Raw genomic sequence first — 25345 nt, forward strand, 5'->3', positions numbered from 1 at the left:
TTTTCTGGCAAAAAAAGTGCTCTGTTTTATATCATGAGTAAACTTTCAAGTTTGTGTCGCTTTATTAGATATCATCAAAGAAGAAGGATTTTATAGTAAAGCGTAAACGACTAGTTATTGGTGTTGTGGTAGTGATTTGAACTTATTTCGAGGGGGTAATGTCACGGCTGTTGAAATTTCTATCGGTTTACAAAAAAAAATCTATTTTAGGTCTTTTAGAACGCAACTCTAGAGCTGATAGTGATCAATACTTTGTGTTGTAAAATTACATTACGTCACGTTTGTATTAATTAATTACAGCGTAATAGTGTCAATGTAGCTCGAGATTAGGGTGTTCTGTATGTAAGTTACGAAATCGACCGTAAAGTGTGATGTTAAACGTGGAATATTAGTTAACAAACAACTACTATTAGTCATCCAATTATTTAACGGTTGATGTTTGTGATGACAGGTTATTCAAACCCAGTTATAACAGTGAAAAAAGGCCTTGATGTGCCTATTGCAGGAGAACCGAAGCAAGTTGTTAACACTAGCAAATCTTGCTCCCATGTTGCCCTTCTCGGAGAGGAATATGTTGGCCTAAAACCGACGATGCTAGTCGAAGTTGGCGAACTCGTGCAAAAAGGTCAGGTTCTTTTGGAAGATAAAAAGAACATTGGCGTAAAGTACACCGCTCCTGCTAGCGGTAAAGTCATCGCTATCAACCGTGGCGATCGTAGACTTTTTCAATCTATCGTCATTGAATGTAACCAAGGTGATGCTATTAACTTTGGTATGAGTCACGATATCTCCGCGCTAGAACGCAGCCAAGTGCAATCTAAATTAGTCGACAGTGGTCTGTGGACAGCGCTGCGTACTCGCCCGTTCTCTCGAGTACCTCAGTTAGACACTGCGCCTTCAGGTATTTTTGTCAGTGCAATGGATAGCAATCCATTGGCTGCAGACCCTCGTATTGTTATTGCTGAACAAGCTGAATCTTTCGCTGCCGGTATCGCAGTACTGGGTCACCTAACCGATGGTAAAGTCCATTTGTGTCAGGCGCCGGGTGCAGAACTACCTGGTAGCGATTTAGCGCATGTAAGCAATCATTGTTTTACTGGCGTGCACCCAGCAGGGCTTGTCGGCACTCATATTCACTTTATCTTATCTGCGAGTATTGAGCGTCCGGTTTGGCATTTGGGTTATCAGGATGTCATCGCTTACGGCAAGCTGTTCTTAACGGGTGAAATTTATACCGACCGCGTCGTTTCACTCGCGGGGCCAGATGTGATTGAACCTCGATTAATCCGCGTTCAAACCGGCGCATGTTTATCCCAAGTGGTTGCCGGTGAACTCACAGAGGGCAACTCTCGTGTGGTCTCTGGCTCGGTGCTATCAGGGCATACTGCATTCGGTGCGCATGACTTTCTTGGTCGTTTCCATAATCAAATTAGCGTCCTTCAAGAAGATTCAAAACATCAGGTCTTGCCTTGGATCAGAGGCGGTTCTGAGAAGTTTTCAATTACCCGAGCGGTAACATCTCGCTTTAAGGGTGCTAAGAAACTATTTGACTTCACCACCCACACCGGTGGTTCGGCTCGCGCCATGATGGCTTTCGGTCAATTAGATAGAGTGATGCCGCTGGATATATTGCCAACACTCTTGGTCCGCGATCTCGTTGTTAGAGATACAGATGAAGCACAAGCTTTGGGAGCACTCGAACTCGATGAAGAAGATCTCGCGTTGTGCACCTTTGTTTGTCCTGGTAAGTACGACTTTGGTAAAGAGTTACGTGCTTGCTTAGAAATTATTGAGAGGGAAGGTTGATGAGTCAGCAAGATAAAAAGCCTGATATCCAAGAAGATTATTATGCACCGGGCAGCTCAGTAAGAGGCTACTTGCACTCTTTATTAGTTGCAAATGGTCGCAGCACTAAAGGCAAAGTCCATGTACGTGATGCAATTGATGTAAAGAGAACCATGACGATTGTTGGCTTGTGCTTACTGCCAGCAATATTGTTCGGCATGTACAATATTGGCTTACAAGCGCAAATCGCGATTGCATCAGGTCTAGTGGCTTCCGATATTTGGCAGCTTATCCCCTTTAATTTTGTTTTTGGTGGAATGACAGAGCAAACTGGTTTTTTTGGCCTATTTGTTTACGGTCTAAGCCTTTATGCCCCTATCTATTTAACGGCGCTGTTGGTAAGTCTGTTTTGGGAAATGGTCTTTGCTAAAGTGCGTGGCCAAGAGTTACACGAAGGCTTCTTTGTTACTGCACTGCTATTTACGCTAATTTTACCGGTTTCGACACCACTTTGGTTAGTCGCGATGGGGATAACGTTTGGCATAATAATGGCAAAAGAAGTGTTTGGAGGGATGGGATATAATTTCCTTAACCCAGCGCTTGCAGGTCTTGCCTTTATCTACTTTGCCTATCCATCACAAGTCACCGCGGTGACTCAATTGGTTGCGGTCGATGGTTTCTCAGGTGCAACAACACTGATGCAAACCGCTGCAGGCGATTTAAGCTTTGCAGATTACGCTTGGTACGAAGCATTTACCGACCCTAATTGGTGGAACGCATTCTTCGGCTTTACCGTTGGTGCAATTGGTGAAACCAGCACGCTGGCATTACTTATTGGTGGTGGCTTTTTAATCCTCACACGCCTTGCAGATTGGCGCATCGTGGCAGGCGTACTCGCTGGTATGATCGTAACAGCAACCCTATTTAACATTATCGGCTCGTCTAAAAATGAACTCTTTGCCATGCCATGGACTTGGCACTTGGTCACGGGTGGTTTTGCGATTGCGATGATGTTTATGGCAACCGATCCGGTGACAACGTCTTATACCCGTAAAGGTAAGGTGGCCTATGGTCTGCTCATTGGCTTTATGACGGTGCTTATTCGTGTGGTTAATCCCAAAATGCCTGAAGGCGTGATGCTGGCAATATTGTTCGCTAATTTGTGGGCGCCTATCTTCGATTATCTCGTGGCTAAAGCCAATATTAAACGGAGACTTAAACGCAATGGCCTTTAAACCTAATCAGAAAGCTGACTTACCCGCAGTGGCAATGCCAGCAATGTTGTTAGCAAAACTTTGGGAAGCGATATTTGAGTACCTACTTTATCGTACGCCAACAAGTGCAAAGCAGGTCAATACGAGGAATAAAGCGTAATGGCATTTAAGAAAGATTCATTTGTGGGCACCATGATTTTTACGGTGACCCTATGCCTACTGTGCTCATTTATGATCACTGGCACAGCAGAGCTACTTAAAGAGCGCAAGCTGGTAAAAAAGCGTGATGAACTTAAGCGTAATGTATTAATCGCGGCAGATGTCGATATCGCAGATAAAGACTTTAGAGCCATTTTTGATAAAGACGTTAAATCGATGTTGGTATCGCTTGATACGGGGGTTGTTGAAGCCAATGCCGAAGTGCTTGATTTTGACGAGCGTATGGCGGCGATAAATCCAGAAACGTCGAGTAAGCTAGAGAGAAAGAAAGATAAAGCAAAAATTAAGACCCGTGCTGATCAAGCGCGAGTGTTCAAAGTGTTTGACGACAATGGCAAGTTAACCAGCGTCGTGGTGCCTATCTACGGTAAAGGCTTATGGTCGATGATATACGGTTATGTTGCGCTGCAATCCGACTTTAATACAATAGAAAACGTGGTGTTTTATGAGCATGGTGAAACCCCTGGTATTGGCGACTTTCTTAATGATCCAGACTGGACTGATAAATGGCATGGTAAGCAAATTTTTGATGCTAACGGTAAGGTCTCATTTAAGATTGTTAAAGGGGGGGCTAAAGCGGGCGACTTACATGGCGTTGATGCCGTTAGTGGTGCAACCATGACCGGTCGTGGCGTTCAGCGAGCAGTACAGTTTTGGTTTGGCGCTCAAGGATTCGAAATGTTCTTTAATAAGCTAAAAGCGTCGGAGGGGTAATTGATGAGTACTCAAACTGCATCGACTCGTGACATTTTAACCAGTCCCATTTTTAGTAATAACCCAGTCGCCATGCAAGTACTTGGCGTTTGTTCGGCACTGGCCGTCAGTAACTCAATGCAAACTGCATTGGTGATGACATTGGCCGTGACGTTTGTATTGGTGTTTTCAAACCTCATTATCTCAAGCATACGTTCTCTGATCCCAAATAGTGTTCGTATTATTGCGCAAATGACGATTATTGCTTCATTAGTGATTATCGTTGATATGGTATTGCAAGACATCGCTTATGAATTATCACGTCAGCTTTCAGTATTCGTTGGATTGATTATTACCAACTGCATCATTATGGGACGCGCAGAAGCGTTTGCCATGAAGAATCCGCCGCATCTCGCCGTGGTTGATGCTGTCGGTAATGCTATGGGCTACGGCGTTATCTTATTAGGCGTCGCGTTTGTACGTGAACTCTTGGGTAGCGGCACCTTATTTGGGCATGAAATTCTAAAGACTGTTGAAAACGGTGGCTGGTATTTAGCCAATGAAATGTTCAAGTTACCGCCAAGTGCGTTTTTCTTAATTGGCTTAATGATTTGGTCAATAAACGTCATTCAGCGTAAACGAGGGTAGTAAGCGATATGGAACATTATATAAACCTGTTTATTCAGGCGGCGTTTATCGACAATATGGCGCTCTCGTTCTTTATGGGAATGTGTACCTTTTTAGCGGTATCTAAAAAAGTATCGACGTCTTTCGGATTGGGTGTTGCGGTTATCGTTGTGATGGTCTTAGCTGTCCCTCTTAACCAGTTGATTTATGCCAATATCTTAGCGCCTGGTGCACTTGCATGGGCAGGATATCCAGCATTGGACTTGAGCTACTTACAGTTAATCACCTTTATTGGTGTTATCGCTGCGCTGGTGCAAATCCTAGAGATGTTCTTAGATAAGTACATTCCTGCACTTTATGACTCTTTAGGTATTTTCTTACCTTTGTTGACGGTAAACTGCGCGATTTTTGCTGGTGTTATTTTCATGGCTAACCGCGATTACAATCTAGGCGAGTCTGTGGTGTTTGCAGCAGGTTCAGGCTTTGGTTGGGCGATGGCCATTGTCATGCTCGCAGGACTTAGAGAGCGGATGAAATTCCATGCAATACCAGAAGGTCTGCAAGGCATTGGGATTGTCTTTATTACCACAGGCTTGATGGCGTTAGGCTTTATGGCTTTCTCTGGTATTTCTATTTAAGTCTGTTAGCAATAAAACGACTTAATGAAAACGAATTAAACAAAAGGTAGATTCGATGGAAATGGCAATTGGTATCGGTATGTTCACCGTTGTGGTTAGCATCTTGGTCATGGTGATTTTGTTCGCCAAAAGTAAATTGGTGTCTACGGGTGATGTCAACATTCGTATTAATGATGATGCAGAGAAAAGCATTTCAACTTCAGCGGGTGATAAATTACTCGGGGCACTCGCAAGTAAGAATATCTTTATTCCATCAGCGTGTGGTGGCGGCGGAACGTGTGGCCAATGCCGAGTGACCGTTAAATCGGGCGGTGGTGATATTTTGGCTACCGAGCGAGATCATATCAGTAAGAAAGAAGCGAAGGAAGGTTGTCGCTTAGCGTGCCAAGTCTCTGTGAAAACCGATATGGAACTCGAAGTTGAAGAGGAGATCTTTGGTGTTAAAAAATGGCAGTGTGAGGTTATTTCAAATAATAACACTGCGACGTTCATCAAAGAGTTGCTGCTTAAACTTCCTGAAGGAGAGGACGTACTCTTCAAAGCAGGTGGCTACATTCAAATTGAAGCGCCGGCACATAAAGTTAACTATGCTGATTTCGATATTCCAGCTGAATATCGTGATGATTGGGTTAAGTACGACCTCTTTAAGTTAGTCTCTAAAGTCGATGAAGAAGTGCTACGTGCATACTCAATGGCTAACTATCCAGACGAGAAAGGCACCATCATGCTGAACGTGCGTATTGCTACGCCGCCAAATGATAAAGTGGCACCGGGTAAGATGTCGTCGTATATCTTTAACCTGAAAGCGGGTGACATGGTGACGATTTCAGGTCCATTTGGCGAGTTCTTTGTCAAAGAAACGGATGCTGAAATGATATTTGTTGGCGGTGGTGCGGGTATGGCACCGATGCGTTCACACATATTCGACCAACTTAAGAGTAAAAAAACTCAGCGTAAGATGAGCTTCTGGTATGGCGCTCGTTCAACACGTGAAGTGTTTTACCAAGAGGATTTTGATGCGCTTGCTGCAGAGAATGAAAACTTTGTTTGGCATGTGGCACTGTCTGATCCGTTACCTGAAGATAACTGGACAGGTTACACCGGCTTTATTCACAATGTCTTATTTGAAAACTATCTGCGTGATCATAAAGCGCCAGAAGATTGTGAGTTTTACATGTGTGGCCCTCCAATTATGAACTCGTCAGTGATCCACTTGCTTGAAAGCTTAGGCGTGGAACCTGAAAATATTTTACTCGATGATTTTGGTGACTAAGCAAATCTCAATCGTTTAAAACAATAAAAACGCAGCCCATTGGCTGCGTTTTTTTATTGACTGCAAGCTACAAACTTACTCGATGTTAGACTGAGATGTAACGTGGCAGAGCAGAAACGTATTGCCATTGTTTAATACCCACGCTACTAAATAGTTCCTCACTATGCGAGTGATCTCAATCACTGTAGGCAAGTGAGTGGATTGTTGCTCCTGCGTTACTATAGCTTCCTCATCTGAGCTTTATGGAGAAAGGGCATGTCTTATTTCGTTTGGAAAAAATAGACAATGTTGTGCATATCGAACGCCACATGCGCAGCATGAAGTAAATTTATGAGCTTCTCAGGACTCCCATTCGTGCGTTGCATTGTCTCGAAAGGGCATAACCATTTTTTCAACAATGTGCTTAGCATTGAAAGCCTTCAGAGAGCTCTGAATTGATCACATATTTAATGGCATTGGTATAACAGTGTTTTTACTGGTTTAATAAGGGGTTAACTACTTTTACTCTGGAACTTACAGGAAACTGGCAATGGACGCTCAACGCCCCAATTTTATCTATCCCCCTGGCTCAATGTTAATGCACTCACCACTGATGTTAAGTAAAGCGGATATGTACGGCTTTTTCTTAAAAGGCAAAATGGCAAATCTGCAAAAATCTATCGATACCTGTCTTAATCAAGTGGCTTGCAGTGCCATGTATTTCAAAGTGTTATCACCCTATGTGTTAACCAGTTTTACTCGGGTAGAAAAAGCCTATTCTGAGGATCCTCAAGATCGAGATAAAGGCTGGATCCAAGAAACTGATATTGTCACTTGGGTGATGGTGGGGAGGCAAAACAGCAGTGACAGTGATGATGTGAGTCATGTTTACTTCCACCCGTTACATATTTTTGTCAACGACGCGATGGCATTAATTAATGGCCGTGAGCTTTTTGGCTATCCCAAATACATGTGCGAGTACGAAATGCCTGAGGTGGGAGCGCCGCTAACGAAGCTTAGCTTATCTGCTAAAAGCTTTAAGGTGTTCTCAGCGGAGAGTGAACTTGCCATTCACCCCCTACTTAGCGTTGATTGCGAGGCAGCGGAAGAGCAACAACTATCGACATTAGAAGCGATTAGCCAGACATGGGACTTATTTAAAGCGCAGACTGACTTTATCCCTGAGCTTGATAAGCTGGGTGAAAATCAATTGTTTAGTTTGTTGTTTAAACCTGCAATCGATCAAGTGTTTCTCAAGCAGTTACCGGATAGCGCGGGTAATAAAGCGGTGTATCAAGCCATTACCGCAGCGCCAGCCAAAGTGAATAAAGTGCATTCCATTGCGTTATTAGAAAATGACTTGCTGGCGACCATTTTTGACAATGCTTCATTCTCATTTAAAGACTCACTTGGTGTTGAGCTGGGCGAGCAGCATGTACTGTTGCCTTACCATGTTAACTTCGACTTTGAGGTACCGCAAGGCGAGGTACTTGTCGATAACTCGATCGTTAAAAAAGAGAAAATCGCGATATTGGGAGGCGGCGTTGCAGCAATGACGGCTGCAGTTTGCCTAACGGAGCAACCAGGTTGGCAAAATCGTTATGAGATAGATGTTTATCAAATGGGCTGGCGTATTGGCGGTAAAGGTGCCAGTGGGCGTAATGCTGAAAAAGGCCAACGTATTGAAGAGCATGGCCTGCATATATGGTTTGGATTCTATCAAAATGCCTTTAGCTTAATGCGTAAAGCGTACGAAGAACTTGATAGACCAGCGGGGGCACCACTCGCAACTTTTTTAGATGCCTTTAAACCGCATAATTTTATTGTGCTGCAAGAAGATGTGGGTGGTGATTCTGATAGTTGGCCTATTCAATTTCCTGAACGTAATGGCTTGCCTGGTGACAGTACTGAAGTGCTAACACTGTGGAAAGTGGTCAAGGCGGCGTTTAGCTGGATCCGACACTGGTTAACTGAGATGGACGATCTGCTAGATGCACTAGAAAATGAAGATACCGCTGCGACTAAAGAGTCTGCAAGGCCAGTGCATTGGTTCAGTCGTGAATGGTTTGAACAGCTAAACGACAGCATTGAAGACTCAATTGATGACGCAAAAGAGAGTTTGTCATCACTTGCCGATAAGTTGGAATGTCATTTCAATCAAATGATCGGTCGTGACTGTGAAGCACATCATCATGATACTGAAGATGAAGGCGGTTTTGTCGAGTCCGCGGTTGATGCCTTCAGAGCACGCCTAGAAGAGCGTTTTGTCGACAAATTAGAAACCAATGATGAGCTGCGCCGCTTGTATATTGCTGCGGATTTGGGTTTGACCATTCTGAAAGGTATGTTCGTTGATGACGTGTTCAAGCACGGTTTTGATGTGATCAATGATTATGATTATCGAGAGTGGCTAACCAAGCACGGTGCTAACCAAACATTCACGGTTGATTCTGCACCAGTACGTGGTTTTTATGATCTGGTGTTTGCTTATGAAAAAGGCAACTTTGATAAACCGAATCTTGAGGCAGGGACGATTATTCGGTCTATGATGCGCATTGCGCTTTGCTATCAAGGCGGAGTGATGTGGGAGATGCAAGCAGGTATGGGCGATACCGTGTTTACGCCTTATTATGAAGTGCTTAAACGCCGTGGCGTTAATTTTCATTTCTTCAATAAAGTCGACAACCTTGAATGCAGAAATGCCAGTATTCAGGCGATTGAGATCACCGAGCAAGTGGCTTTAAAAGAGGGGCTGCAATCATACTCACCACTGGTGGATGTGAAAGGCTTAGATTGTTGGCCTAGCAAACCAAATTTAGACCAGCTGGAGCCTATTCAAGCACAGTTAATGCAAGAGCATGATATTAACTTGGAGCATTTTTGGAGCAATTGGGACGAGGTGTACCAGTCACACTATGGCCATGCATTACCGAAAAAGCGCTTGGTTAAGGGCAAGGATTTTGACAAAGTTATCTTTGGCCTTTCAATAGGCTCTGTACCCCATGTAGCCAGCGAAGTGATGGCACAGAGCGAAGCATTAAGCCTAAGTGTTGATAAAGTCAAAACGGTTGCAACGCAGGCTTATCAGTTGTGGATGGATCAAGATTTAGCCGGGATCGGTTGGCCTTTAACACCTGATAATGGTGAAGAGCCAGTGCTGTCTGGCTTTACAGAACCTTTTGATACGTGGGCATCATTAACTCACCTTATCGATAAAGAAGACTGGCCAGCGATACAACCTAAAAATGCCAGTTACTTTTGCTCGGCTTTACCTGTCGATAGTTATCCACCGAGCAGTGATATCGATTTTCAAACTCAAAAGACATTAGAGGCAAAAGCCGGGGCCATTGGCCAGCTTACTCATCAAATCTATAAACTCTGGGGCAATGTTCCTACGCCGGGCAGTTCTCTGGCTGATACAGCAGGATCATTCCCATGGCAGTGGTTACATGATGAGAGTGGGGCTTCTGGCGTAGCGAGGTTTGATAGCCAATACTGGCGAGCCAATGTCGACCCGTCTGAGCGTTATGTGATGTCAGTAAAAGGCAGTACGCAGTATCGTATCGCAACTGATGGTACGGGGATAGATAACCTTTTCGTCACTGGCGATTGGATAAAAACCGGCATTAATGCCAGTTGTGTTGAAGCGGCAACAATGGCCGGAATGCAAACCTCCAAAGCCATTAGCGGTTTTCCAACAGCGATAAAAGGTGAGCAAGACTTTTAAGCTCTTTTCTGTGTATAAAATGACGTTAGGCTAGCAATAAAAAAGGCGCTTCAACCAATGTTGAAGCGCCTTTTACTATCTCTTATGCGTTAGTAACCGACGGTTTCGCTGCCCGCTCGGCGAGGGTCCGATGAACCGAAAATACCTTGGTCAGTGACCATAATTGATTGAGTTGAACCCATCGAGTTATTCACCTTTATGTGATGTCCCTTGGCCTCAAGTAGGTCGCGAGTATCGCGGTTTAACGTATGTTCTACACGTAGCACATCGGGCAACCATTGGTGATGAATACGCGCAGCATTAGTGGCTTCTGCGATGTTCAGGCCATGGTCGATTACGTTCATTATTACTTGTAAGGTGGTGGTGATGATGCGTGAACCGCCTGGACTGCCAGTGATGATGTAAGGTTTACCGTCTTTCATCACCATCGTCGGACTCATTGAACTCAAGGGGCGTTTTCTGCCTTCAACCGCATTTGCGTCTCCGCCAATTAAGCCAAAACCGTTGGGTACACCTGGTTTTGCTGAAAAGTCGTCCATCTCGTTATTGAGTAAAATCCCCGTTCCTTTAGCGACTAGACCTGAGCCATAACTGAAGTTGAGCGTGTAAGTATTAGAAACTGCATTGCCCCACTTATCCACGACAGAATAATGGGTGGTCTGATTACTTTCATAAGGCGCTATTTTACCTGGTTTTATCTCACTGCTAGGCGTGGTCTTATTCATGTTGATTTTTTTAGCTAAGGCTTTAGCGTAATCTTTGTTAGTCAAAGCCTCGACGGGAACATTGACGAAGTCTGGGTCACCTAAATACTCACTACGGTCGGCATAAGCTCTTTTCATCGCCTCTGTCATTAAATGCAAAGTGGCAGCGGTATTGTGACCTAACTTATCAATAGGGTATTGCTCGAGTATGTTGAGCATCTCAATAATATGCACTCCGCCAGAGGAGGGAGGCGGCATTGATACCACTTGGTAGCCTCGGTAATTGCCTGTTACGGGCTTTCTTTCGATAGCTTGGTAGGTTTTTAGATCATCAAGGGTCATTATCCCACCAGCCGTTTTAATTGCTGTGACAATTTTCTCAGCTGTCTCACCTTGATAAAAGCCCTTACTGCCCTGTGTTGCGATGAGTGATAGCGAGTGGGCTAGCTCTGGCTGTTTAAGCGTGTCACCAATTTGATAGTCGGAATTGTCTTTTTTGTAAAACACTGCAGCAGAGCTTGGCCACTGTGCTATGCGTCTTTTTAAACCTGTTAACGAGGATGATAGATCGGGCGTGACGATGATGCCATCTTTAGCCATTTTAATCGCGGCCTGAGTCACTTGCGTCATGGTCATGGTGCCGTACTTTTGTAATGCCAATTCCATACCCATGACGGTGCCCGGTACGCCAACCGCCAAGCCATGCTCACGGCTAAGTTTATTGACGGCATTGCCATTCTCATCGAGAAAGATATCTTTGTGCGCGCTAGCAGGGGCCATTTCACGATAATCAATTGCGATGGTTTTGTTCTGTTCGGCTAAATGAACCAACATAAAACCACCGCCACCAATATTACCGGCGCGCGGCAGAGTCACAGCAAGACTGAATCCTACGGCAACAGCAGCATCTACAGCATTACCACCTTGTTTAAGAATTTCAACCCCCGCCCTTGTGGCCAATGCTTCTTGGCTCGCGACCATACCGTGCTCGGCCCATACGGGGAGAGCTGTTGCCATATGGCTGTATATGGAAGTTTCAGCAGCATTAACCGATAGCGGGGCGCTGGCGGTTAATGTTAGAGTTGTGAGTGGAATTGCCATGGAGATGGCAAATGCTAAGCTCTTAAACATACGCATTTTCAATCCTTTGTATTTTTTGTATTGTCTATTGCGGTTGAATCTCTTGGTTAACTCGACGTTAGCGCCAGGTTAACTCTAGGTCTTGAGTTCAACTCTTCATTTGAGTTTAGCAATGTGACGCTTATCGCAATTAAATGCAATAGCGATAGGCTAAAGGTGCAGCATTAGGCGCTAACTGGCTTATTTAACATCAGTTTTATTAAAGGCTCAGGGATTAAGTTTGGACAAAAATCAGTTAAAAGTGGCTCCGCCACCGCGAGCAGCGTTGGATCTAAGCTTAGAGTTTATTCGCGCTATCGATGCTGTGGATGCGAGTATTTGGGATGATTTAATGGATGATGATAATCCCTTTAATCAACACGCTTATTTAGCGGCGCTAGAACAAAGTGGCTGTGTCAGTCAGCAAACGGGTTGGACTCCGTTACATCTGTTAGTGCGTCAGTCCTCTCGGATCATTGCTGTCATGCCGCTGTACATTAAGACACACTCCTATGGGGAGTATATCTTTGATTGGGCTTGGGCTGAGGCTTACGATAAACATCAAATCCCTTATTATCCAAAGCTTGTTTCTGCTATTCCATTTACCCCAGTTACAGGCAAACGTATCGGTATTGCCAGTGATATTACTCAACCGTCATTAGTGTGGGATGTGATTAAAAAAGCGCTTGATGGCAGTTTATTGGAGCATGGGTTTTCTAGCTGGCATTGTTTATTCCTGCCAAAAGAGCAGTTCATAGAGATGTCCAAATCTGCTGAAGACAGCCACTCTTGCTTGAAACGACTCAGTACTCAGTTTCATTGGAAAAATAAAGGTTATCAACATTTTGATGATTTTTTAGCGGCACTGACATCTCGTAAGCGTAAAGACATTAACAAAGAACGCGCTAAATTGACGCCACACGAGCTGCGCTTTGAATTTATCAATGCAGCGCAAGCGACGACAGCAATGTGGCATACCTTTTATGCCTGTTATCGACAAACCTATACAAAACGTTCAGGGCATTCCGGTTATTTAAACTTGGCTTTTTTTGAGTCGATAGCTAAAACGATGCCTGAAAATATCTTGTTATTGTTGGTGCATGACATCGAAGGCGAAGTGGTGGCTTCTGCGCTGTATTTTAAATCAACAACGCATCTCTATGGTCGATACTGGGGCAGTTTAGTCGATATAGATGGGCTGCATTTTGAAGCCTGTTATTACCAGGGCATTGAATACTGCATTACCCACAATTTAGCCGTGTTTGACGCAGGCGCGCAAGGTGAGCATAAGGTCGCACGCGGTTTTGAGCCTATGGCGACATACTCTACTCACGAGGTTATTCACCCTGAGTTTCGCAATGCGATTGAAAACTTTACTTTTCAGGAAGCTGACAATATTAAAACTTATATGCAGCAATTAACCAGCAAGCTACCTTATCGACAAGACCCCAGCTAAGAAATAGCGAAGCTGTTGGTCCTAGCTAGCTCCTAGCCTAACGCCAACCAAAAGCCGACCGCAATCATTAGCGAACCTGCAATACGGTTCATCCACTTAATGTTGTCACCGCGACTTAAAAAGACGCGTAAACTTTTACCGCCGGTGGCATAGGCCATCATGCTGGTGAATTCGGTAAGCATAATAATACTGAGTAGGGCTAGCAGCTGTGGCGCAACTTCGCGCTCTACGCTAATAAATGGCGGTAATAGCGAAACCATAAAAGCCCACCCTTTGGGGTTAGCAATCGCGGTCATAAAGCCTTGTGTCATCAGCTCTATATTGCCAACACTCGGTGCAGTTTGACCTTCGACTAACGCCATTCTTCCTTTCGAACGCCACATGTTAACGCCAATATAGGCGAGATAAAGACCGCCAACCCACTTGAGTACTGCAAACATCTCAGGGTAATGGAGCATAATGCTAGCAACTCCCATGACCGCCGCTACAGCGACTAATGCGACACCAACCAACTCGCCTAGCATCATCCACATAGTGCGGCGAACACCAATGCTCATACCAAGTGTCATGGCTAATGTCATACACATACCGGGTGTAATTGAGACGAAAAAGAAGGTCGGTAAAAATACGGCGAGTAAAGCGATATCAGGCATGGCGTGGCAAGTCTCGTGAGTTTAAAAGGGTTTAGTCGCTTGGGGCAAACGGAAGCGTCATTGTAGAGAAGATGATGAGCTTTGGATACAAACGAGTTATAAATATGGAGACGATGGGGCAGAAAAAAACCAGCTTAGCCAATTGATAAGGCTATAGCTGGTTTTATCATGGAGAGGTAAGGTGTTATAAACGTTCTTATGCCAGCACTTTAATTAACGTGTTGTATTAAAGTACGCCGCGTCGTTGCTGATCACGTTCAATTGATTCAAATAATGCTTTAAAGTTACCTTCACCAAATCCTTCATTATTTTTACGTTGAATGATCTCAATAAAAATAGGACCAAACAGGTTTTTGGTGAAAATCTGCAGTAAATAACCATCATCATCACCGTCAACCAGGATCTGGTGATGTTTAATACGGTCATGATCTTCAGTGACTTGGGGTAACTTCTCAAAGATAGTCTCGTAGTACTCAGGAATAATATCCAAAGTTTGAATTGATGAACCTTCCATCGCATCTAAAGAGCCTACAATATCACGGCTTCTGAAAGCTAAATGCTGTACACCCGGTCCGTCATATTCACGTAAGTATTCATCGATTTGGTTTTTGTCACTGCCTTTGCCTTCGTTGATCGGAATGCAGAAGCTACCATCAGGCGAACGTAGCGCATAAGAAACAAGCGCGGTTTTTGAGCCTTTAATGTCAAAGTAACGTACTTCGGTAAAGCCAAAAATATTTTTGTAGAAGTTTGACCAATGCTCCATCGTTCCTTTGTAGACGTTATTGGTTAGGTGGTCGACTTCAATAAAGCCTTTTTCCTGAGTGATTACTTGCTCATCTAAATCTTCAAAGTCAGTGGCATAAATGTTGTCTGACTCGCCAAAGGTATCGATAAAGTAGATAAGGCTATCACCAATGCCATAAATAGCGGGGTATGGCATATCTTTCAATGCTGCATCAGTTGCAGGCTTGGCGCCACGCGCTACTGCACCTTCGAAGGCGAGGTTAGCATCTTCAACACGCCAGCCCATTGAGCAAATGGCTGGACCATGACTCTTAGCAAATTCAGCAGAAAACCCTTTACGCTCAGTATTAAGCAAAAAATTGATGTCATTTTGCTTGTAGTACAAAATATCTTTTGACTTAGATTTCTTCAACAAAGAAAAACCGAAATCGATAAATACCTGATGCATGTAATCTTGATCAGGTGTCGCAAACTCAGTAAATTCAATACCGAGTAGGCCTAGTGGGTTTTTTTCGCTTGCCATTGTTATATCCTTTATCAATTCAGACTAGCCATTACGTTGACGGCCGGTGTGCTTGGTTAATTGCTTAGCTTTCAATCCAAGAACGGTTGTAGTCGATGCTCATGCAGTTCTTTACATGTTCAGTTAATTTGAGTGGGGCGAAAGTATCGACCATCACTGCGTATTCGTAGGTTTCTGTTTTGCCTATTGAGGCTTCGGTGCGACCCGGTTGTGGTCCATGAGGCACCCCTTTTTGATGCAATGTCATGTAGCCCGCTTCAATACCGGTACGGCTCATAAAGTCGCCATCAACGTAATAGAGCACTTCATCACTATCTATATTTGAATGGTAGTAGGGCGCTGGAATCGATTGAGGGTGGAAATCGTATGGACGTGGTACAAAGTTACAGATCACAAAGTTATGCGCTGTAAAGACAATATGGTCGGATGGTGGAAGGTGGATTTTACCCACTTTCGGCGCATATTCTTGGATATTGAAAGCCCACGGGTATACACAACCGTCCCAACCGACTAAATCAAATGGATGCCACTCTAGCGAGGTCAGTTGATACTTATCACCGAACTTACAGACTAAAGAGAAATTGCCTTTTTCGACGATAGCTTGTTGTAGCTCAGGAGTGCGGATATCTCGTTCACAATAAGGCGCCGACTCGAGCATCTGTCCGTATTCGTTGCGAAAATGTTTTGGCACTTCAACCATGGTTGAAGACTCAATAACAAATAGGCGGGCAGTACTATAATTACTGAATTTCAATTGATAGGTGGTACCGCGCGGAATAATCAAGTAATCCCACTTTTTAACCGCTAAAGCGCCATACTCACTATAAAGCGTTCCTTCACCTTCGTGGATAAACACCACTTCGTCAGCATAGGCATTACGATAAAACTCGTCTGTATCTTCTGTGACCTTAGCGGTGTACATCGCAACGTCATTATTGAAGAATATTTTATTGCGAGCATTAAAGAAGTTACCTTCACTATCAGCCAGCTTAGTATCAAGCTTATAGTTTTGAATTAAAGAGTCTTGCCAGTCCTTACCATGAGACAGACTGTAAGGTGCAACTTCTAATGCCTTGGTCGGCATATTATGGTGATACTTATTGGAGTAGATATTGGAAAAGCCATGAGTTGAAAAGAGCTCTTCACGATAGAGCTCCCCATTGTCTTTTTTAAATGTGATATGACGCTTTGTGGGAATGCTCCCTTGCTTCACATAAAATGGCATACTGGCTTTCCTTGTAATGTGCACATTGCACTTATCTAGTCGATAACGTGATCTAGGTATCAATTTAGTTGCTAACACCCGCAAAAAAAAGAATAATAATTACTCTATCTCCATCTAAAAAATAGATGGTATGTTTGTGTTTACGCTAGGAGAGCCAAATGCGTATTGATGTAGATGCGTTTAAAGTACTGCAAGTCTTAGTCGAAGAAGGCAGTTTTGCTAAGGCTGCAGAGCGATTGCACAAAGCGCAGTCGGCAGTGAGCTATCAAGTCAAAAAGCTAGAGCAACACCTAGGTGTAAATCTTTTTTGTCGCGATCAATACCGCGCAGAATTAACGCCAGAGGGCAAAGTTATCTTGGCTGAAGGCCAAAGGTTGCTGCAATACCTAGCAAATATTGAGCATTTAGCCAGCAGATTTAGTGAGGGCTGGGAACCCAAGTTGGAGCTAGTGGTTGATGGTGCATTGCCAATGAAGCCAATTATGCGGGCACTAAAACGAATGGCTGAGCAGCAAATACCCACAAAAGTACAATTGAATATGGAATTTTTGGGCGGCGTACAGGATCGCTTCGAACGGGACAGTGCCGATTTAATGTTGGTTAAAGATTATCGAACGGGTCCCAATTACCGGCCGCAAGCCTTACCGCAAATTACCAGTATTTTGGTTGTTGCCAATAGTCACTCCTTGGCCAGCGAAAAAAATATCAGCCTATTTGAACTGCAACGTCATGTTGAATTAACCATTGAAGATTCTTCACCCGAGAAACGATACCGCGATGAGCTGCAGTTTGGTGGTGATAAGGTGTTCTATCTTTCGGGCTTTATTATGAAAAAAAATGCTCTGTTGATGGGATTAGGGTTTGGATGGATGCCAGACTTTTTGATAACAGAGGAGCTAGCCAGTGGTCAGTTAGCCGAAGTCGATTTCAATGGTGGTAACCGCTACAGCTTTACGCCGCAATTGGTCTCTACCATGGAGCGGCCACTCGGAAAAGCAGGGCGTCTGTTTACCGAGTTGATAATGGAGGAGTTTAATGCCGAAGACCCGCCCGCATCAACTTAATCATTTATTAAGGATGACGTTTTTACTTGGGTGTAGGTTATCTTTAATCTAATGTCGATTCTCTCTCTGATCTTACTATTAAGATTAATCGATGACTCTCTATGGCTATGTTGCCATAAGAGTCTACAGGTGCCGTTATCCTAGCTCTTTAAAATTGATTATTGCCTAATCTGTCTTCTGCTTTGAGTTTCTTCTGCCATTCAGGCGGCAGAGCTTCTCCTCTTTCTACCTTTTTGTTTGTCGTCCTTATCGTGTTTAGCCAACAGATAAGCGGGAGTCGAGCAGATGTGTTGGCAACAAGTAATAACATAATTCAGCGGGGGGTAAATTTTGTAGCGGGCTCAATGTTAGGCTTCATCAAGCATTAGTATCGTTATTGCAAATTGCGACTACATCTTGCAATAACCGTTGAAAGTGGACTTGAGTAAGGCGGCCAAAATAAGATTTCTAGGTATTCAGTGATGCTTTATTAACGCTTTATAGCGTATTGAGAAAACGGATTTATTTAATGATACTGTATTTATTTCTTTTATAACAATAGTTTAATTTGACTAGCCGTTGTTAAGGTTGTGTTCAGTTACCTTCAATTAGAATTACCTCATTAAAAGCTGGTATGGCTTATGCAGATGAATGTTTACACATTCTGCATATTTGTCCTCTATACACCGAGGCAAAAGACCAGTTCTAAACGGAGGTACAGTATGAACAACTCAACAATACAGAGCCACGCTACTGGTTTATATAATGAGTATGCTAAAGATCTTGTTATTGGTAACCATTTTGTGTCGGACAAACGTTTACAAGAGTTTGTGGCTGATCTAGCACGTGAAGGATTATTACTCGAAAGCTTTAAATGGGATGAGTGGTATAACAATAGTTATATGGTTGAACGTCCTGAGTATATTGCCGACGCCACGTTATATGAGTGCCAGTTATTGGTCACCGCCATGTCGAGATTAGACCGATTTAGTCCCGGTGTATTGAGTAATATGCGCCGCCAAGGAGTGCTTAATGCAATTGCAGAACGATTTAAAGCATTATCTTTTGAACCTGTTATGTAACGAGTAGATAGAACATTAATTTGAAAATAAAAAGCCGCATTTAGCGGCTTTTTGCTGTAATCATATTTTAAATCGAGTTTAGATTATTTAGTCTGCAAAAGGCACTGGTCTTGGCGTATTCGGTGTTGAAGGTGGCAATATAGGTAAGACTATCTGTGGTTGCTCGCCTGTAAGTGAATTTAAAAACGACACCATTTGCTTGGTTTCTGTCGCTGTTAAAGCTTGACCTAGTTGAATATCTGCCATGGTATTCACGGCGTCAGCAAGGTTCCATACACTGCCGTCATGGAAGTAAGGATAGGTTAGCTCTATATTCCTTAACGTAGGTACTTTAAAGACAGATTTATCGGCTTCTTTACCCGTAACCCCTTTTCGTCCTTCAGCAGGATTCTTTGTATGGAAAGGTTTTACTAGCCCCATCTTCATGTACATCGTCCCGCCAACGGCTGGTCCATTGTGGCAACTGACACATCCTTTGTCTTTAAAAAGCTGGTAGCCGGCTTTAGCATCGCTATTAATGGCACTTTTATCGCCAAGCAAGTATTGGTCGAAAGGTGCATTAGGTGTTACTAGTGTCTTTTCAAATTCAGCAATGGCATCCGTTATGGCATCAATACTGATATTGTTTGTTTGATACACGCTGGCAAAGCGTGCTTGATACGCTGGCATAGAGCGAATAGTATCAACCGCGAGTTCATGGCTAAAGCCCATCTCTTTAGGATTGGCAATCGGACCACCGGCTTGCTCTTGCAAATCTTTAGCTCTGCCATCCCAAAATTGGGCTAAGCCGTATTCAGCATTCAATACAGTGGGTGAGTTTATAGGACCTTGCTGCCAATGATGACCAATAGATGTTGGCAGAGCATCAACACCGCCAAGTGATAGGTTGTGGCAAGAGTTGCATGAGATATAACCAGATTTAGACAGTCTAGGCTCGAAAAATAGCATTTTACCCAGTTCAACTTTTTCTGGATTAGTGATGACCGCTGCGGGGATTATTTCAATAGGTTCACTTGCTGCAAATGAACTAGCAGAACAGATTGCTGCAATAGCGATAGTGAGTGTGGTCAGTTTTAGCATGGTTATCCTATAAGCTTACAATAATTGTGGTTATATTTCTAAGGCCATAATAAATAGTTATCTTTATAGTAGGTAACGCTTTGTTTCGATTGAGGCTATCGTTAGTTTGGATTGATTTATTGCGACCTTAGTCGCAGACTATTGGCAATAGCCTTGGTAGGGGGGGGGACTGCAGTGATTTACCTTTTGCCCTAGAAATGGTGATGGTTATCACCATTGAGTAACATAATGGTTGTTATCGTTTCATCTTACGCAGCAGGATTTTTCTATCGAGCCAGCGAGCGGTGTTACTCATGTGGTTTTGACTCTTCTTTAGCCAACGATGAGCCCAAGGATATTCAATGCTTAATACGGCTAAGCCAATAGGTAAAAGCAACCAAGCTGGACCTGGCAGAATGATCAGTGCTGCACCTGTTAGGGTTAATAAACCACCCACAATGGTGATAAGTGCTCTTTTTAACATCTTTGACTCCAAGGGTGTATGTATTTGCAGCTAAAAGATGCATGGCGCGTTATGCGCAGGTTCATTCATTTAGCGTTATAGCGTTTAGTATATGCGCATTTAATCTGCAGTTCTTGACCTAACTGTAACAAATCCTTTTCTGTTTGTTTTTGCATCCTCAAGAGCCACTTTAGTCCAAATTGACTCTTTATAACCAATAAGCGATAACATTGTTTTGTACAGTGACCTTGGTGATATCGGCACTATTGACTAAAATAGGTGGTAATGACAGTGAGTCATCACGAGAGCATTTAAACTGAAACGGCTTACTAAACGAAAGGCTGCGAAATACACATGTGTTGTTATTTAATGGATTATGTACGCCGAACGATTAATATTGTTCCAGCGCTTAGGCGGTTGCTACTGATAGCGGCTTGCTTCTCACCAATGGTGAGTGCTGATACCCTGTACTTAACATCATTGCATTGGCCGCCTTATTCTGGAAGTCAGCTCAAAAATGAGGGCGCGAGTATTGCTATCACGCGAGCTGCTCTTGCGGCGGTAGGCCATAAAGTGGAGGTCGATTTTTATCCATGGAGCCGAGCGGTAAGAATGGCTTCAAGAGCGGACTCAAAATACTCTGGATATTTACCAGAATATGCTTATCCAACAGAAAAGTTTGTTTTTTCAGACTCGATGGGAAGCAGCCCGCTGGGACTGGTTGAGCAAAAACGCCATCCTATTAGTTGGTCAGAGCAAAGCGATCTTAACCAATACAATATTGGTGTGGTGCAAGGTTATGTCAATACCGAGCAACTCGATAACATGATAGCTCAAGGTGTTCAGCCTGTTGAAGTGGTCGCGTCTGACATCCATAACATTAAAAAAGTGGTGTCTGGACGAATTGACGCTGCGGTTATTGACGTTTATGTGTTGCGTTACCTGCTTGCGCAACCCGATATGGAGTCTGTCGCCAGTCGAGTTCAGTTAAATAAGCGTACACTGACAAAGAAAGAACTCTATATTGCCTTTAAAAATAATGTAGAGGGAAAGAAGTGGCGAGACTTGTTTAATCGAGGTTTGAAACAAATAGATGTCGATAAAATATTAAAAGACAACATGGTCGATTAAGTTCGTTTGATTAGGCTCGAACGATTAGATATCACCCGTTAGATATTGTCATGTAGCTGACCTCACTTTGTCTTAATCTGCTGTTATTTTTACGACATTATTCATCTCTTTTGCAAGTGGTATGATGCAGATAACGCCACCAGAACTCAATACACTAACAACCCTTATTGAATCCTTTCCACAATTGCGAGCCAAAACACTAACTGAACTGACATATAAAAATCAGTCTTTCCCTGTCATTTGTGCTGAACTAGGCAGTGAAGCAGCAGACAAGCCTTGTGTGCTGTTTGTCGGAGGTGTACATGGAGTTGAAAGAATTGGCACTCAAGTGATCCTCGCTTTACTCGAAAGCCTATTAGCCAGGCTGGAGTGGGATAGTCAGTTACAAATTCTGTTAACAAAAATTAGAATTGCATTTGTGCCTATCGTTAATCCAATAGGCTTGCTAAATGGCACTCGGTGCAATGGTCAGCAAGTTGATTTAATGCGTAACGCGCCAATTGATGCGACAACGAAAGTGACCTTTTTAGTGGGGGGGCAAAGAGTGACTCCGCTATTACCCTGGTATCGAGGCAAAAAAGGGGTGGAGCCGGAAACCGCCGCCTTAATCAACTATGTAGAATTATTGCGATCAAATGCTTCTAGTGTTATTTCACTGGATGCACACTCAGGATTTGGACTATCAGATCATATTTGGTTTCCGTTTGCAGGGTCTCATCAACCGATAAAGAGTCTAGGCCAAATTTACCATTTAAAGCAGCTTTATAAAGCAAGCTTCCCGCACCATAATCATTATCAGTTCTCCCCCCAGAGCCTTATTTATCGTACTCATGGTGATATATGGGATTATTTGGCAATGAAGCAAAATGACGCGCCGTTGTTGCCTTTGACATTGGAGATGGGCTCTTGGGCATGGGTAAAGAAAAACCCACGACAGCTATTCAATTTTGCCGGTTTATTTAACCCTCAAAAGCAACATCGACATGTTAGAACGTTGCGAAAACACACTGTATTGATGCAGTTTCTAATGGACTTAGCGGCGAGCCGAGCTATAGAGGACATGAGTTGTGAGTTATTAACTCGTCAATACGCTGCTGCAATGCAAGACTGGTATGACTAAAGATAACTATAAAAGACAGCAGGCCTAAAAGTTAATTAAGGACGGACTATGCAAAGCTGGGTACTCATTAGGGGCTTGATGCGAGATAAGCGTCATTGGCGAGAATTTGAAGATGATTTAACGGTGCAAGTGGCAGCAAATAAAATTGATGTTATCGCGCTCGATACGTTAGGCAATGGGACATTGAGTGATTGCACCAGCCCGCTAACCATAACGGCATACGCTAAGGCATTAGTTAAACAACTAACAGGCAATGACAACTGTCTTATAGGGCTTTCTATGGGCGCAATGATCGCGCTTGAAATGGCTCGCTTAGCGCCACAAAAAGTAAGCAAGGTGGTTGTTATCAACGCAAGTGCGGCTAACTTATCTCCTTGGTATGCAAGGTTTAATCTAAAAGCCATCGTTACTGCCTATCTGGGGCGAGTTAAGCAGGGGGCGGTGCATTGGTTAGAGTGCACAGCGCTTAAACTCTCGAGTGAGCGTTATGGTGACAATCAAGCGATGTGTGAGCATTGGAGTGAACTCAGATTAGATTATCGAAGCAAGATGCATAATGTCGTTCGGCAAATATGGGCCTGTGCTAACTTTCAAACCCCTGATAATTTACAGCAGCCCATTTTTGTTTTCAATGGCAGCTCTGATAGGCTAGTTAATCCCAGTTGTAGTGTACAACTGTCACTTTATTATAAAACTGAACTGATTGAGTTTGAAGCGGCGGGACATGATATTAGTTTAGATTGTCCAGCTGCGCTAATTGCGCAGCTGGAAAAAGTGCTTTTGTCATCGGCTTAAGCTTTTGCTACCACGGTTTGACCTATAGGGGTTAAGCTCAAAATGGCGAGCTTTAAATGCTGTATTGCAAACGGAATACCAATAATGGTAACGGCGCATGCAAAAGCGTGAACGATATGACCAATCGCAAGCCAGATACCAAACAATAAAAACCAAACAATATTGCCCAGCATACCAAAAGCACCCGTGCCTAAATCTTCCACCCCTGTGATTGAGCGGCGACTTATAGAGTCTTGACCGAATGGCCAAAAAGTCATCTCACCGATAACGAAACAAGCTCGTCCGAATGGGATCCCAATAATGGTAATAAAGCACAAAAGGCCGGCTAACCACCACGCTAGCCCCATTACAAAACCGCCCAACACAAACCAAGCTATATTAAACACTAAGCGTAAAACTGCCATGAAAGATCCCTCACTATAAAAATATACTGCCCTGTGGGCACTGCTATATTGTATAAAGCAATTATCACGCCATGTGTTGGTGGGTTGTTTTATATGCTGTTTGGGGGTTTATGAATGTTTTCGAATAACGGAATAGACCAAAAGTTAGTGATTTTTTTACATCGAGGTCAAAACTGCACTAAGTAAAGCGTTACAATAGTCACTCATTACATTAAGAGAATTTGCTGTGTTTACTCACACTCCAGTTGATAGTATCGACTTTAATGGTTGCCGTGTTTTTGTAAAAAGAGATGATCTGTTACATAAAGATTTCTCTGGTAATAAGGCACGTAAATTTGCTTACTTTCTACATAACGACTTCCCTGGTATCACCCGATTAGTCGGTTATGGTTCTCCTGTTGCAAACTCGCTTTATTCAATGTCAGCTTTAGCTAAATTAAAAGGCTGGCAACTTGATTTTTATACTGATCATATTGCAGCGCAAGTTTTAGCATCGTCAAAGGGAAATTATGCAGCGGCTGTCGAGAATGGCGCAAACGTCATCGATCTCTCTTTGGTTGCTGATAGGAAGGGTAGAGGCTGTAAAGAGTATATCGAGCAAGATGTGCTACCAAATGATAGTAAGGCTTTGTTTGTTCCTGAGGGAGGCCGTTGTCTTTATGCTCGGGAAGGGGTACACCAACTTGCAAAAGAGATTGTCAATTGGTTCGCGTCTAGTCAGCTAGATGAATTGACTGTTTTTCTTCCGTCTGGAACCGGCACTACTGCGGTATTCTTAAATGAATATTTTGTACTTAATAATAACAACATAAAAGTAATGACATGTGCTTGTGTAGGAGATGAAGACTACCTTAACCAGCAGTTTTCTGAGCTAATCAATGACACTTCATTTCACCCAGAGATAATAAGCACAGCTAAAAAATATCATTTCGGAAAGCTATATAAAATCTTTTATGACATTTGGCGTAAAGTGGGTGAGCAGGGGATTGAGTTTGAATTACTGTATGATCCTAAGGGTTGGATGTGTGTAGAGCAGTATTTATCCGAATATCCAGATGCAGCGATTATCTACATTCATCAAGGTGGTTTATTAGGAAATGAGACGATGTTGCCACGTTACCAACGTAAATATACGGCAGTATTGTGAGCTTAGGATTGTTTCTTTTTTTCTGGGGGGAGGAATTTCCATTTGGTTAGGCTAGATACCTGAGCAGAGGTAAAGCCTAAACCAAATGAAGATGACTAAATAGCTGAATATGTTTCAGTCCTATTCGTTTGCCTATGAAGACAAACTATCGATACGAGTGAGAGGAGTTGTATCGAAAAGTCGGTTTTACTTACTTGAAGACAATAACCAATTCATAAATTTAAGCGCTTCAGTGCGCTTTGAAAAAGTCTGTCTGTTTTTGCCTTGACTGTCTGTGAAGGCGATTGAAGATTTGTTGACTGAAATTGAATCTACTGGAAAGTTGACTGTAATTTCGTGTCCATTTACTAGGTATGACATATGGTCACACTCCTTTTATTAACGCTACCAAGTTGGTAGTGATTTATAACAATAAGATATCCTTAGCATTTTTGCGAAAGATGAATTTAAGTTCAATTCGAGAGTACTCATCTTTTTATGCTTATACAAGTGACTTGTAGTCAGTTTTGTTAACGAATG

General features: G+C 43.2%; 22 protein-coding genes. 15 read left to right on the forward strand and 7 right to left on the reverse strand.

The window, feature by feature from the left end; translation table 11 throughout:
• Positions 1-444 precede the first annotated feature (444 nt).
• The 8 genes from CXF86_RS22150 to CXF86_RS22180 all read left to right on the forward strand — a co-directional run bounded on the left by CXF86_RS22150 (position 445) and on the right by CXF86_RS22180 (position 10155).
• Positions 445-1806 carry a Na(+)-translocating NADH-quinone reductase subunit A gene (locus CXF86_RS22150; protein WP_101091090.1) on the forward strand — a complete coding sequence of 454 codons (1362 nt, stop codon included), beginning with the start codon at positions 445-447 and terminating at the stop codon, positions 1804-1806.
• On the forward strand, positions 1806-3020 hold the full coding sequence (locus CXF86_RS22155) for an NADH:ubiquinone reductase (Na(+)-transporting) subunit B (protein ID WP_102040037.1): 1215 nt from the start codon (positions 1806-1808) through the stop codon (positions 3018-3020). Before CXF86_RS22150 ends, CXF86_RS22155 begins: the two co-directional genes overlap by 1 nt.
• Positions 3010-3159, forward strand: a complete 150-nt coding sequence (locus CXF86_RS22900) for a hypothetical protein (RefSeq protein WP_157822907.1) — start codon at positions 3010-3012, stop codon at positions 3157-3159. Before CXF86_RS22155 ends, CXF86_RS22900 begins: the two co-directional genes overlap by 11 nt.
• A complete protein-coding gene (locus CXF86_RS22160) occupies positions 3159-3932 on the forward strand; it encodes a Na(+)-translocating NADH-quinone reductase subunit C (RefSeq protein WP_101091088.1) in 774 nt (257 codons plus the stop codon). Before CXF86_RS22900 ends, CXF86_RS22160 begins: the two co-directional genes overlap by 1 nt.
• Positions 3933-3935: 3 nt before the next feature.
• A complete protein-coding gene (locus tag CXF86_RS22165; protein WP_101091087.1) occupies positions 3936-4559 on the forward strand; it encodes an NADH:ubiquinone reductase (Na(+)-transporting) subunit D in 624 nt (207 codons plus the stop codon).
• A gap of 8 nt (positions 4560-4567) precedes the next feature.
• Positions 4568-5176, forward strand: coding sequence for an NADH:ubiquinone reductase (Na(+)-transporting) subunit E (gene nqrE, locus CXF86_RS22170; RefSeq protein ID WP_102040038.1), 609 nt, complete (start codon positions 4568-4570; stop codon positions 5174-5176).
• A gap of 55 nt (positions 5177-5231) precedes the next feature.
• On the forward strand, positions 5232-6449 hold the full coding sequence (nqrF, locus tag CXF86_RS22175) for an NADH:ubiquinone reductase (Na(+)-transporting) subunit F (RefSeq protein WP_101091085.1): 1218 nt from the start codon (positions 5232-5234) through the stop codon (positions 6447-6449).
• A gap of 529 nt (positions 6450-6978) precedes the next feature.
• Positions 6979-10155 (forward strand): NAD(P)-binding protein, encoded by a 3177-nt coding sequence (locus CXF86_RS22180; RefSeq protein ID WP_102040039.1) that lies wholly within the window; start codon positions 6979-6981, stop codon positions 10153-10155.
• Between the two features lie 89 nt (positions 10156-10244).
• Here the strand turns inward: CXF86_RS22180 and ggt are convergent, their stop codons facing one another.
• A complete protein-coding gene (gene ggt, locus CXF86_RS22185) occupies positions 10245-11996 on the reverse strand; it encodes a gamma-glutamyltransferase (protein WP_102040040.1) in 1752 nt (583 codons plus the stop codon).
• A 223-nt stretch (positions 11997-12219) separates the two neighbouring features.
• On the opposite strand from ggt, the gene CXF86_RS22190 reads away from it, so the two are divergent.
• The gene (locus CXF86_RS22190) at positions 12220-13434 is read left to right on the forward strand and encodes a GNAT family N-acetyltransferase (RefSeq protein ID WP_257985430.1); all 1215 of its coding nucleotides are present in this window, start codon (positions 12220-12222) and stop codon (positions 13432-13434) included.
• A gap of 32 nt (positions 13435-13466) precedes the next feature.
• On the opposite strand, the gene CXF86_RS22195 is transcribed toward CXF86_RS22190, so the two are convergent.
• From CXF86_RS22195 to CXF86_RS22205, 3 genes are all read right to left on the reverse strand, one after another.
• Complete coding sequence (locus CXF86_RS22195; RefSeq protein ID WP_102040041.1) at positions 13467-14087, reverse strand: LysE family translocator; 621 nt, start codon at positions 14085-14087, stop codon at positions 13467-13469.
• A 226-nt stretch (positions 14088-14313) separates the two neighbouring features.
• Positions 14314-15357: a 4-hydroxyphenylpyruvate dioxygenase gene (gene hppD / locus CXF86_RS22200; protein WP_102040042.1), complete on the reverse strand. Its 1044-nt coding sequence runs from the start codon at positions 15355-15357 to the stop codon at positions 14314-14316.
• A 64-nt stretch (positions 15358-15421) separates the two neighbouring features.
• Positions 15422-16582 (reverse strand): homogentisate 1,2-dioxygenase, encoded by a 1161-nt coding sequence (locus tag CXF86_RS22205; RefSeq protein WP_101091080.1) that lies wholly within the window; start codon positions 16580-16582, stop codon positions 15422-15424.
• A gap of 158 nt (positions 16583-16740) precedes the next feature.
• Here CXF86_RS22205 and CXF86_RS22210 point away from each other — a divergent pair, with 158 nt between their 5' ends.
• Entirely contained in the window at positions 16741-17646 is a 906-nt protein-coding gene (locus tag CXF86_RS22210; protein WP_101091079.1) for a LysR family transcriptional regulator, read from the forward strand.
• A gap of 701 nt (positions 17647-18347) precedes the next feature.
• Positions 18348-18707 carry a DUF6508 domain-containing protein gene (locus CXF86_RS22215; protein ID WP_101091078.1) on the forward strand — a complete coding sequence of 120 codons (360 nt, stop codon included), beginning with the start codon at positions 18348-18350 and terminating at the stop codon, positions 18705-18707.
• 87 nt (positions 18708-18794) lie between these two features.
• On the opposite strand, the gene CXF86_RS22220 is transcribed toward CXF86_RS22215, so the two are convergent.
• Complete coding sequence (locus CXF86_RS22220; RefSeq protein WP_101091077.1) at positions 18795-19787, reverse strand: cytochrome-c peroxidase; 993 nt, start codon at positions 19785-19787, stop codon at positions 18795-18797.
• Positions 19788-20022: 235 nt separating this feature from the next.
• On the reverse strand, positions 20023-20250 hold the full coding sequence (locus CXF86_RS22225) for a PGPGW domain-containing protein (RefSeq protein ID WP_101091076.1): 228 nt from the start codon (positions 20248-20250) through the stop codon (positions 20023-20025).
• Positions 20251-20676: 426 nt separating this feature from the next.
• Between CXF86_RS22225 and CXF86_RS22230 the strand changes: the two genes are divergently transcribed.
• The 3 genes from CXF86_RS22230 (at position 20677) to CXF86_RS22240 (ending at position 23275) form a co-directional block, all read left to right on the forward strand.
• Entirely contained in the window at positions 20677-21360 is a 684-nt protein-coding gene (locus CXF86_RS22230) for a substrate-binding periplasmic protein (protein ID WP_232775195.1), read from the forward strand.
• Positions 21361-21484: 124 nt separating this feature from the next.
• On the forward strand, positions 21485-22480 hold the full coding sequence (locus tag CXF86_RS22235) for a M14 family zinc carboxypeptidase (protein WP_102040043.1): 996 nt from the start codon (positions 21485-21487) through the stop codon (positions 22478-22480).
• Between the two features lie 48 nt (positions 22481-22528).
• Positions 22529-23275, forward strand: coding sequence for an alpha/beta fold hydrolase (locus CXF86_RS22240; RefSeq protein WP_101091073.1), 747 nt, complete (start codon positions 22529-22531; stop codon positions 23273-23275).
• On the opposite strand, the gene CXF86_RS22245 is transcribed toward CXF86_RS22240, so the two are convergent.
• Positions 23272-23679: a YccF domain-containing protein gene (locus tag CXF86_RS22245; RefSeq protein WP_101091072.1), complete on the reverse strand. Its 408-nt coding sequence runs from the start codon at positions 23677-23679 to the stop codon at positions 23272-23274. The genes CXF86_RS22240 and CXF86_RS22245 overlap by 4 nt on opposite strands.
• A gap of 226 nt (positions 23680-23905) precedes the next feature.
• Between CXF86_RS22245 and CXF86_RS22250 the strand changes: the two genes are divergently transcribed.
• Positions 23906-24826, forward strand: a complete 921-nt coding sequence (locus tag CXF86_RS22250; RefSeq protein ID WP_102040044.1) for a pyridoxal-phosphate dependent enzyme — start codon at positions 23906-23908, stop codon at positions 24824-24826.
• Positions 24827-25345: the final 519 nt, after the last annotated feature.

This window comes from Shewanella sp. GutCb (genome assembly GCF_002836135.1).
Classification (GTDB): domain Bacteria; phylum Pseudomonadota; class Gammaproteobacteria; order Enterobacterales; family Shewanellaceae; genus Shewanella.

Excerpts from the sequence above, each read along its gene's own strand:
- CXF86_RS22240 (WP_101091073.1), top strand. The coding sequence starts at position 22,529 with ATGCAAAGCTGGGTACTCATTAGGGGCTTGATGCGAGATAAGCGTCAT.
- CXF86_RS22235 (WP_102040043.1), top strand. The coding sequence starts at position 21,485 with ATGCAGATAACGCCACCAGAACTCAATACACTAACAACCCTTATTGAA.
- ggt (WP_102040040.1), bottom strand. The coding sequence starts at position 11,996 with ATGCGTATGTTTAAGAGCTTAGCATTTGCCATCTCCATGGCAATTCCA.
- nqrE (WP_102040038.1), top strand. The coding sequence starts at position 4,568 with ATGGAACATTATATAAACCTGTTTATTCAGGCGGCGTTTATCGACAAT.
- CXF86_RS22165 (WP_101091087.1), top strand. The coding sequence starts at position 3,936 with ATGAGTACTCAAACTGCATCGACTCGTGACATTTTAACCAGTCCCATT.
- CXF86_RS22155 (WP_102040037.1), top strand. The coding sequence starts at position 1,806 with ATGAGTCAGCAAGATAAAAAGCCTGATATCCAAGAAGATTATTATGCA.
- CXF86_RS22210 (WP_101091079.1), top strand. The coding sequence starts at position 16,741 with ATGCGTATTGATGTAGATGCGTTTAAAGTACTGCAAGTCTTAGTCGAA.
- CXF86_RS22215 (WP_101091078.1), top strand. The coding sequence starts at position 18,348 with ATGAACAACTCAACAATACAGAGCCACGCTACTGGTTTATATAATGAG.
- CXF86_RS22245 (WP_101091072.1), bottom strand. The coding sequence starts at position 23,679 with ATGGCAGTTTTACGCTTAGTGTTTAATATAGCTTGGTTTGTGTTGGGC.
- CXF86_RS22205 (WP_101091080.1), bottom strand. The coding sequence starts at position 16,582 with ATGCCATTTTATGTGAAGCAAGGGAGCATTCCCACAAAGCGTCATATC.
- CXF86_RS22180 (WP_102040039.1), top strand. The coding sequence starts at position 6,979 with ATGGACGCTCAACGCCCCAATTTTATCTATCCCCCTGGCTCAATGTTA.
- CXF86_RS22160 (WP_101091088.1), top strand. The coding sequence starts at position 3,159 with ATGGCATTTAAGAAAGATTCATTTGTGGGCACCATGATTTTTACGGTG.
- CXF86_RS22220 (WP_101091077.1), bottom strand. The coding sequence starts at position 19,787 with ATGCTAAAACTGACCACACTCACTATCGCTATTGCAGCAATCTGTTCT.
- nqrF (WP_101091085.1), top strand. The coding sequence starts at position 5,232 with ATGGAAATGGCAATTGGTATCGGTATGTTCACCGTTGTGGTTAGCATC.
- CXF86_RS22225 (WP_101091076.1), bottom strand. The coding sequence starts at position 20,250 with ATGTTAAAAAGAGCACTTATCACCATTGTGGGTGGTTTATTAACCCTA.
- hppD (WP_102040042.1), bottom strand. The coding sequence starts at position 15,357 with ATGGCAAGCGAAAAAAACCCACTAGGCCTACTCGGTATTGAATTTACT.
- CXF86_RS22150 (WP_101091090.1), top strand. The coding sequence starts at position 445 with ATGACAGGTTATTCAAACCCAGTTATAACAGTGAAAAAAGGCCTTGAT.
- CXF86_RS22195 (WP_102040041.1), bottom strand. The coding sequence starts at position 14,087 with ATGCCTGATATCGCTTTACTCGCCGTATTTTTACCGACCTTCTTTTTC.
- CXF86_RS22900 (WP_157822907.1), top strand. The coding sequence starts at position 3,010 with ATGGCCTTTAAACCTAATCAGAAAGCTGACTTACCCGCAGTGGCAATG.
- CXF86_RS22230 (WP_232775195.1), top strand. The coding sequence starts at position 20,677 with ATGGTGAGTGCTGATACCCTGTACTTAACATCATTGCATTGGCCGCCT.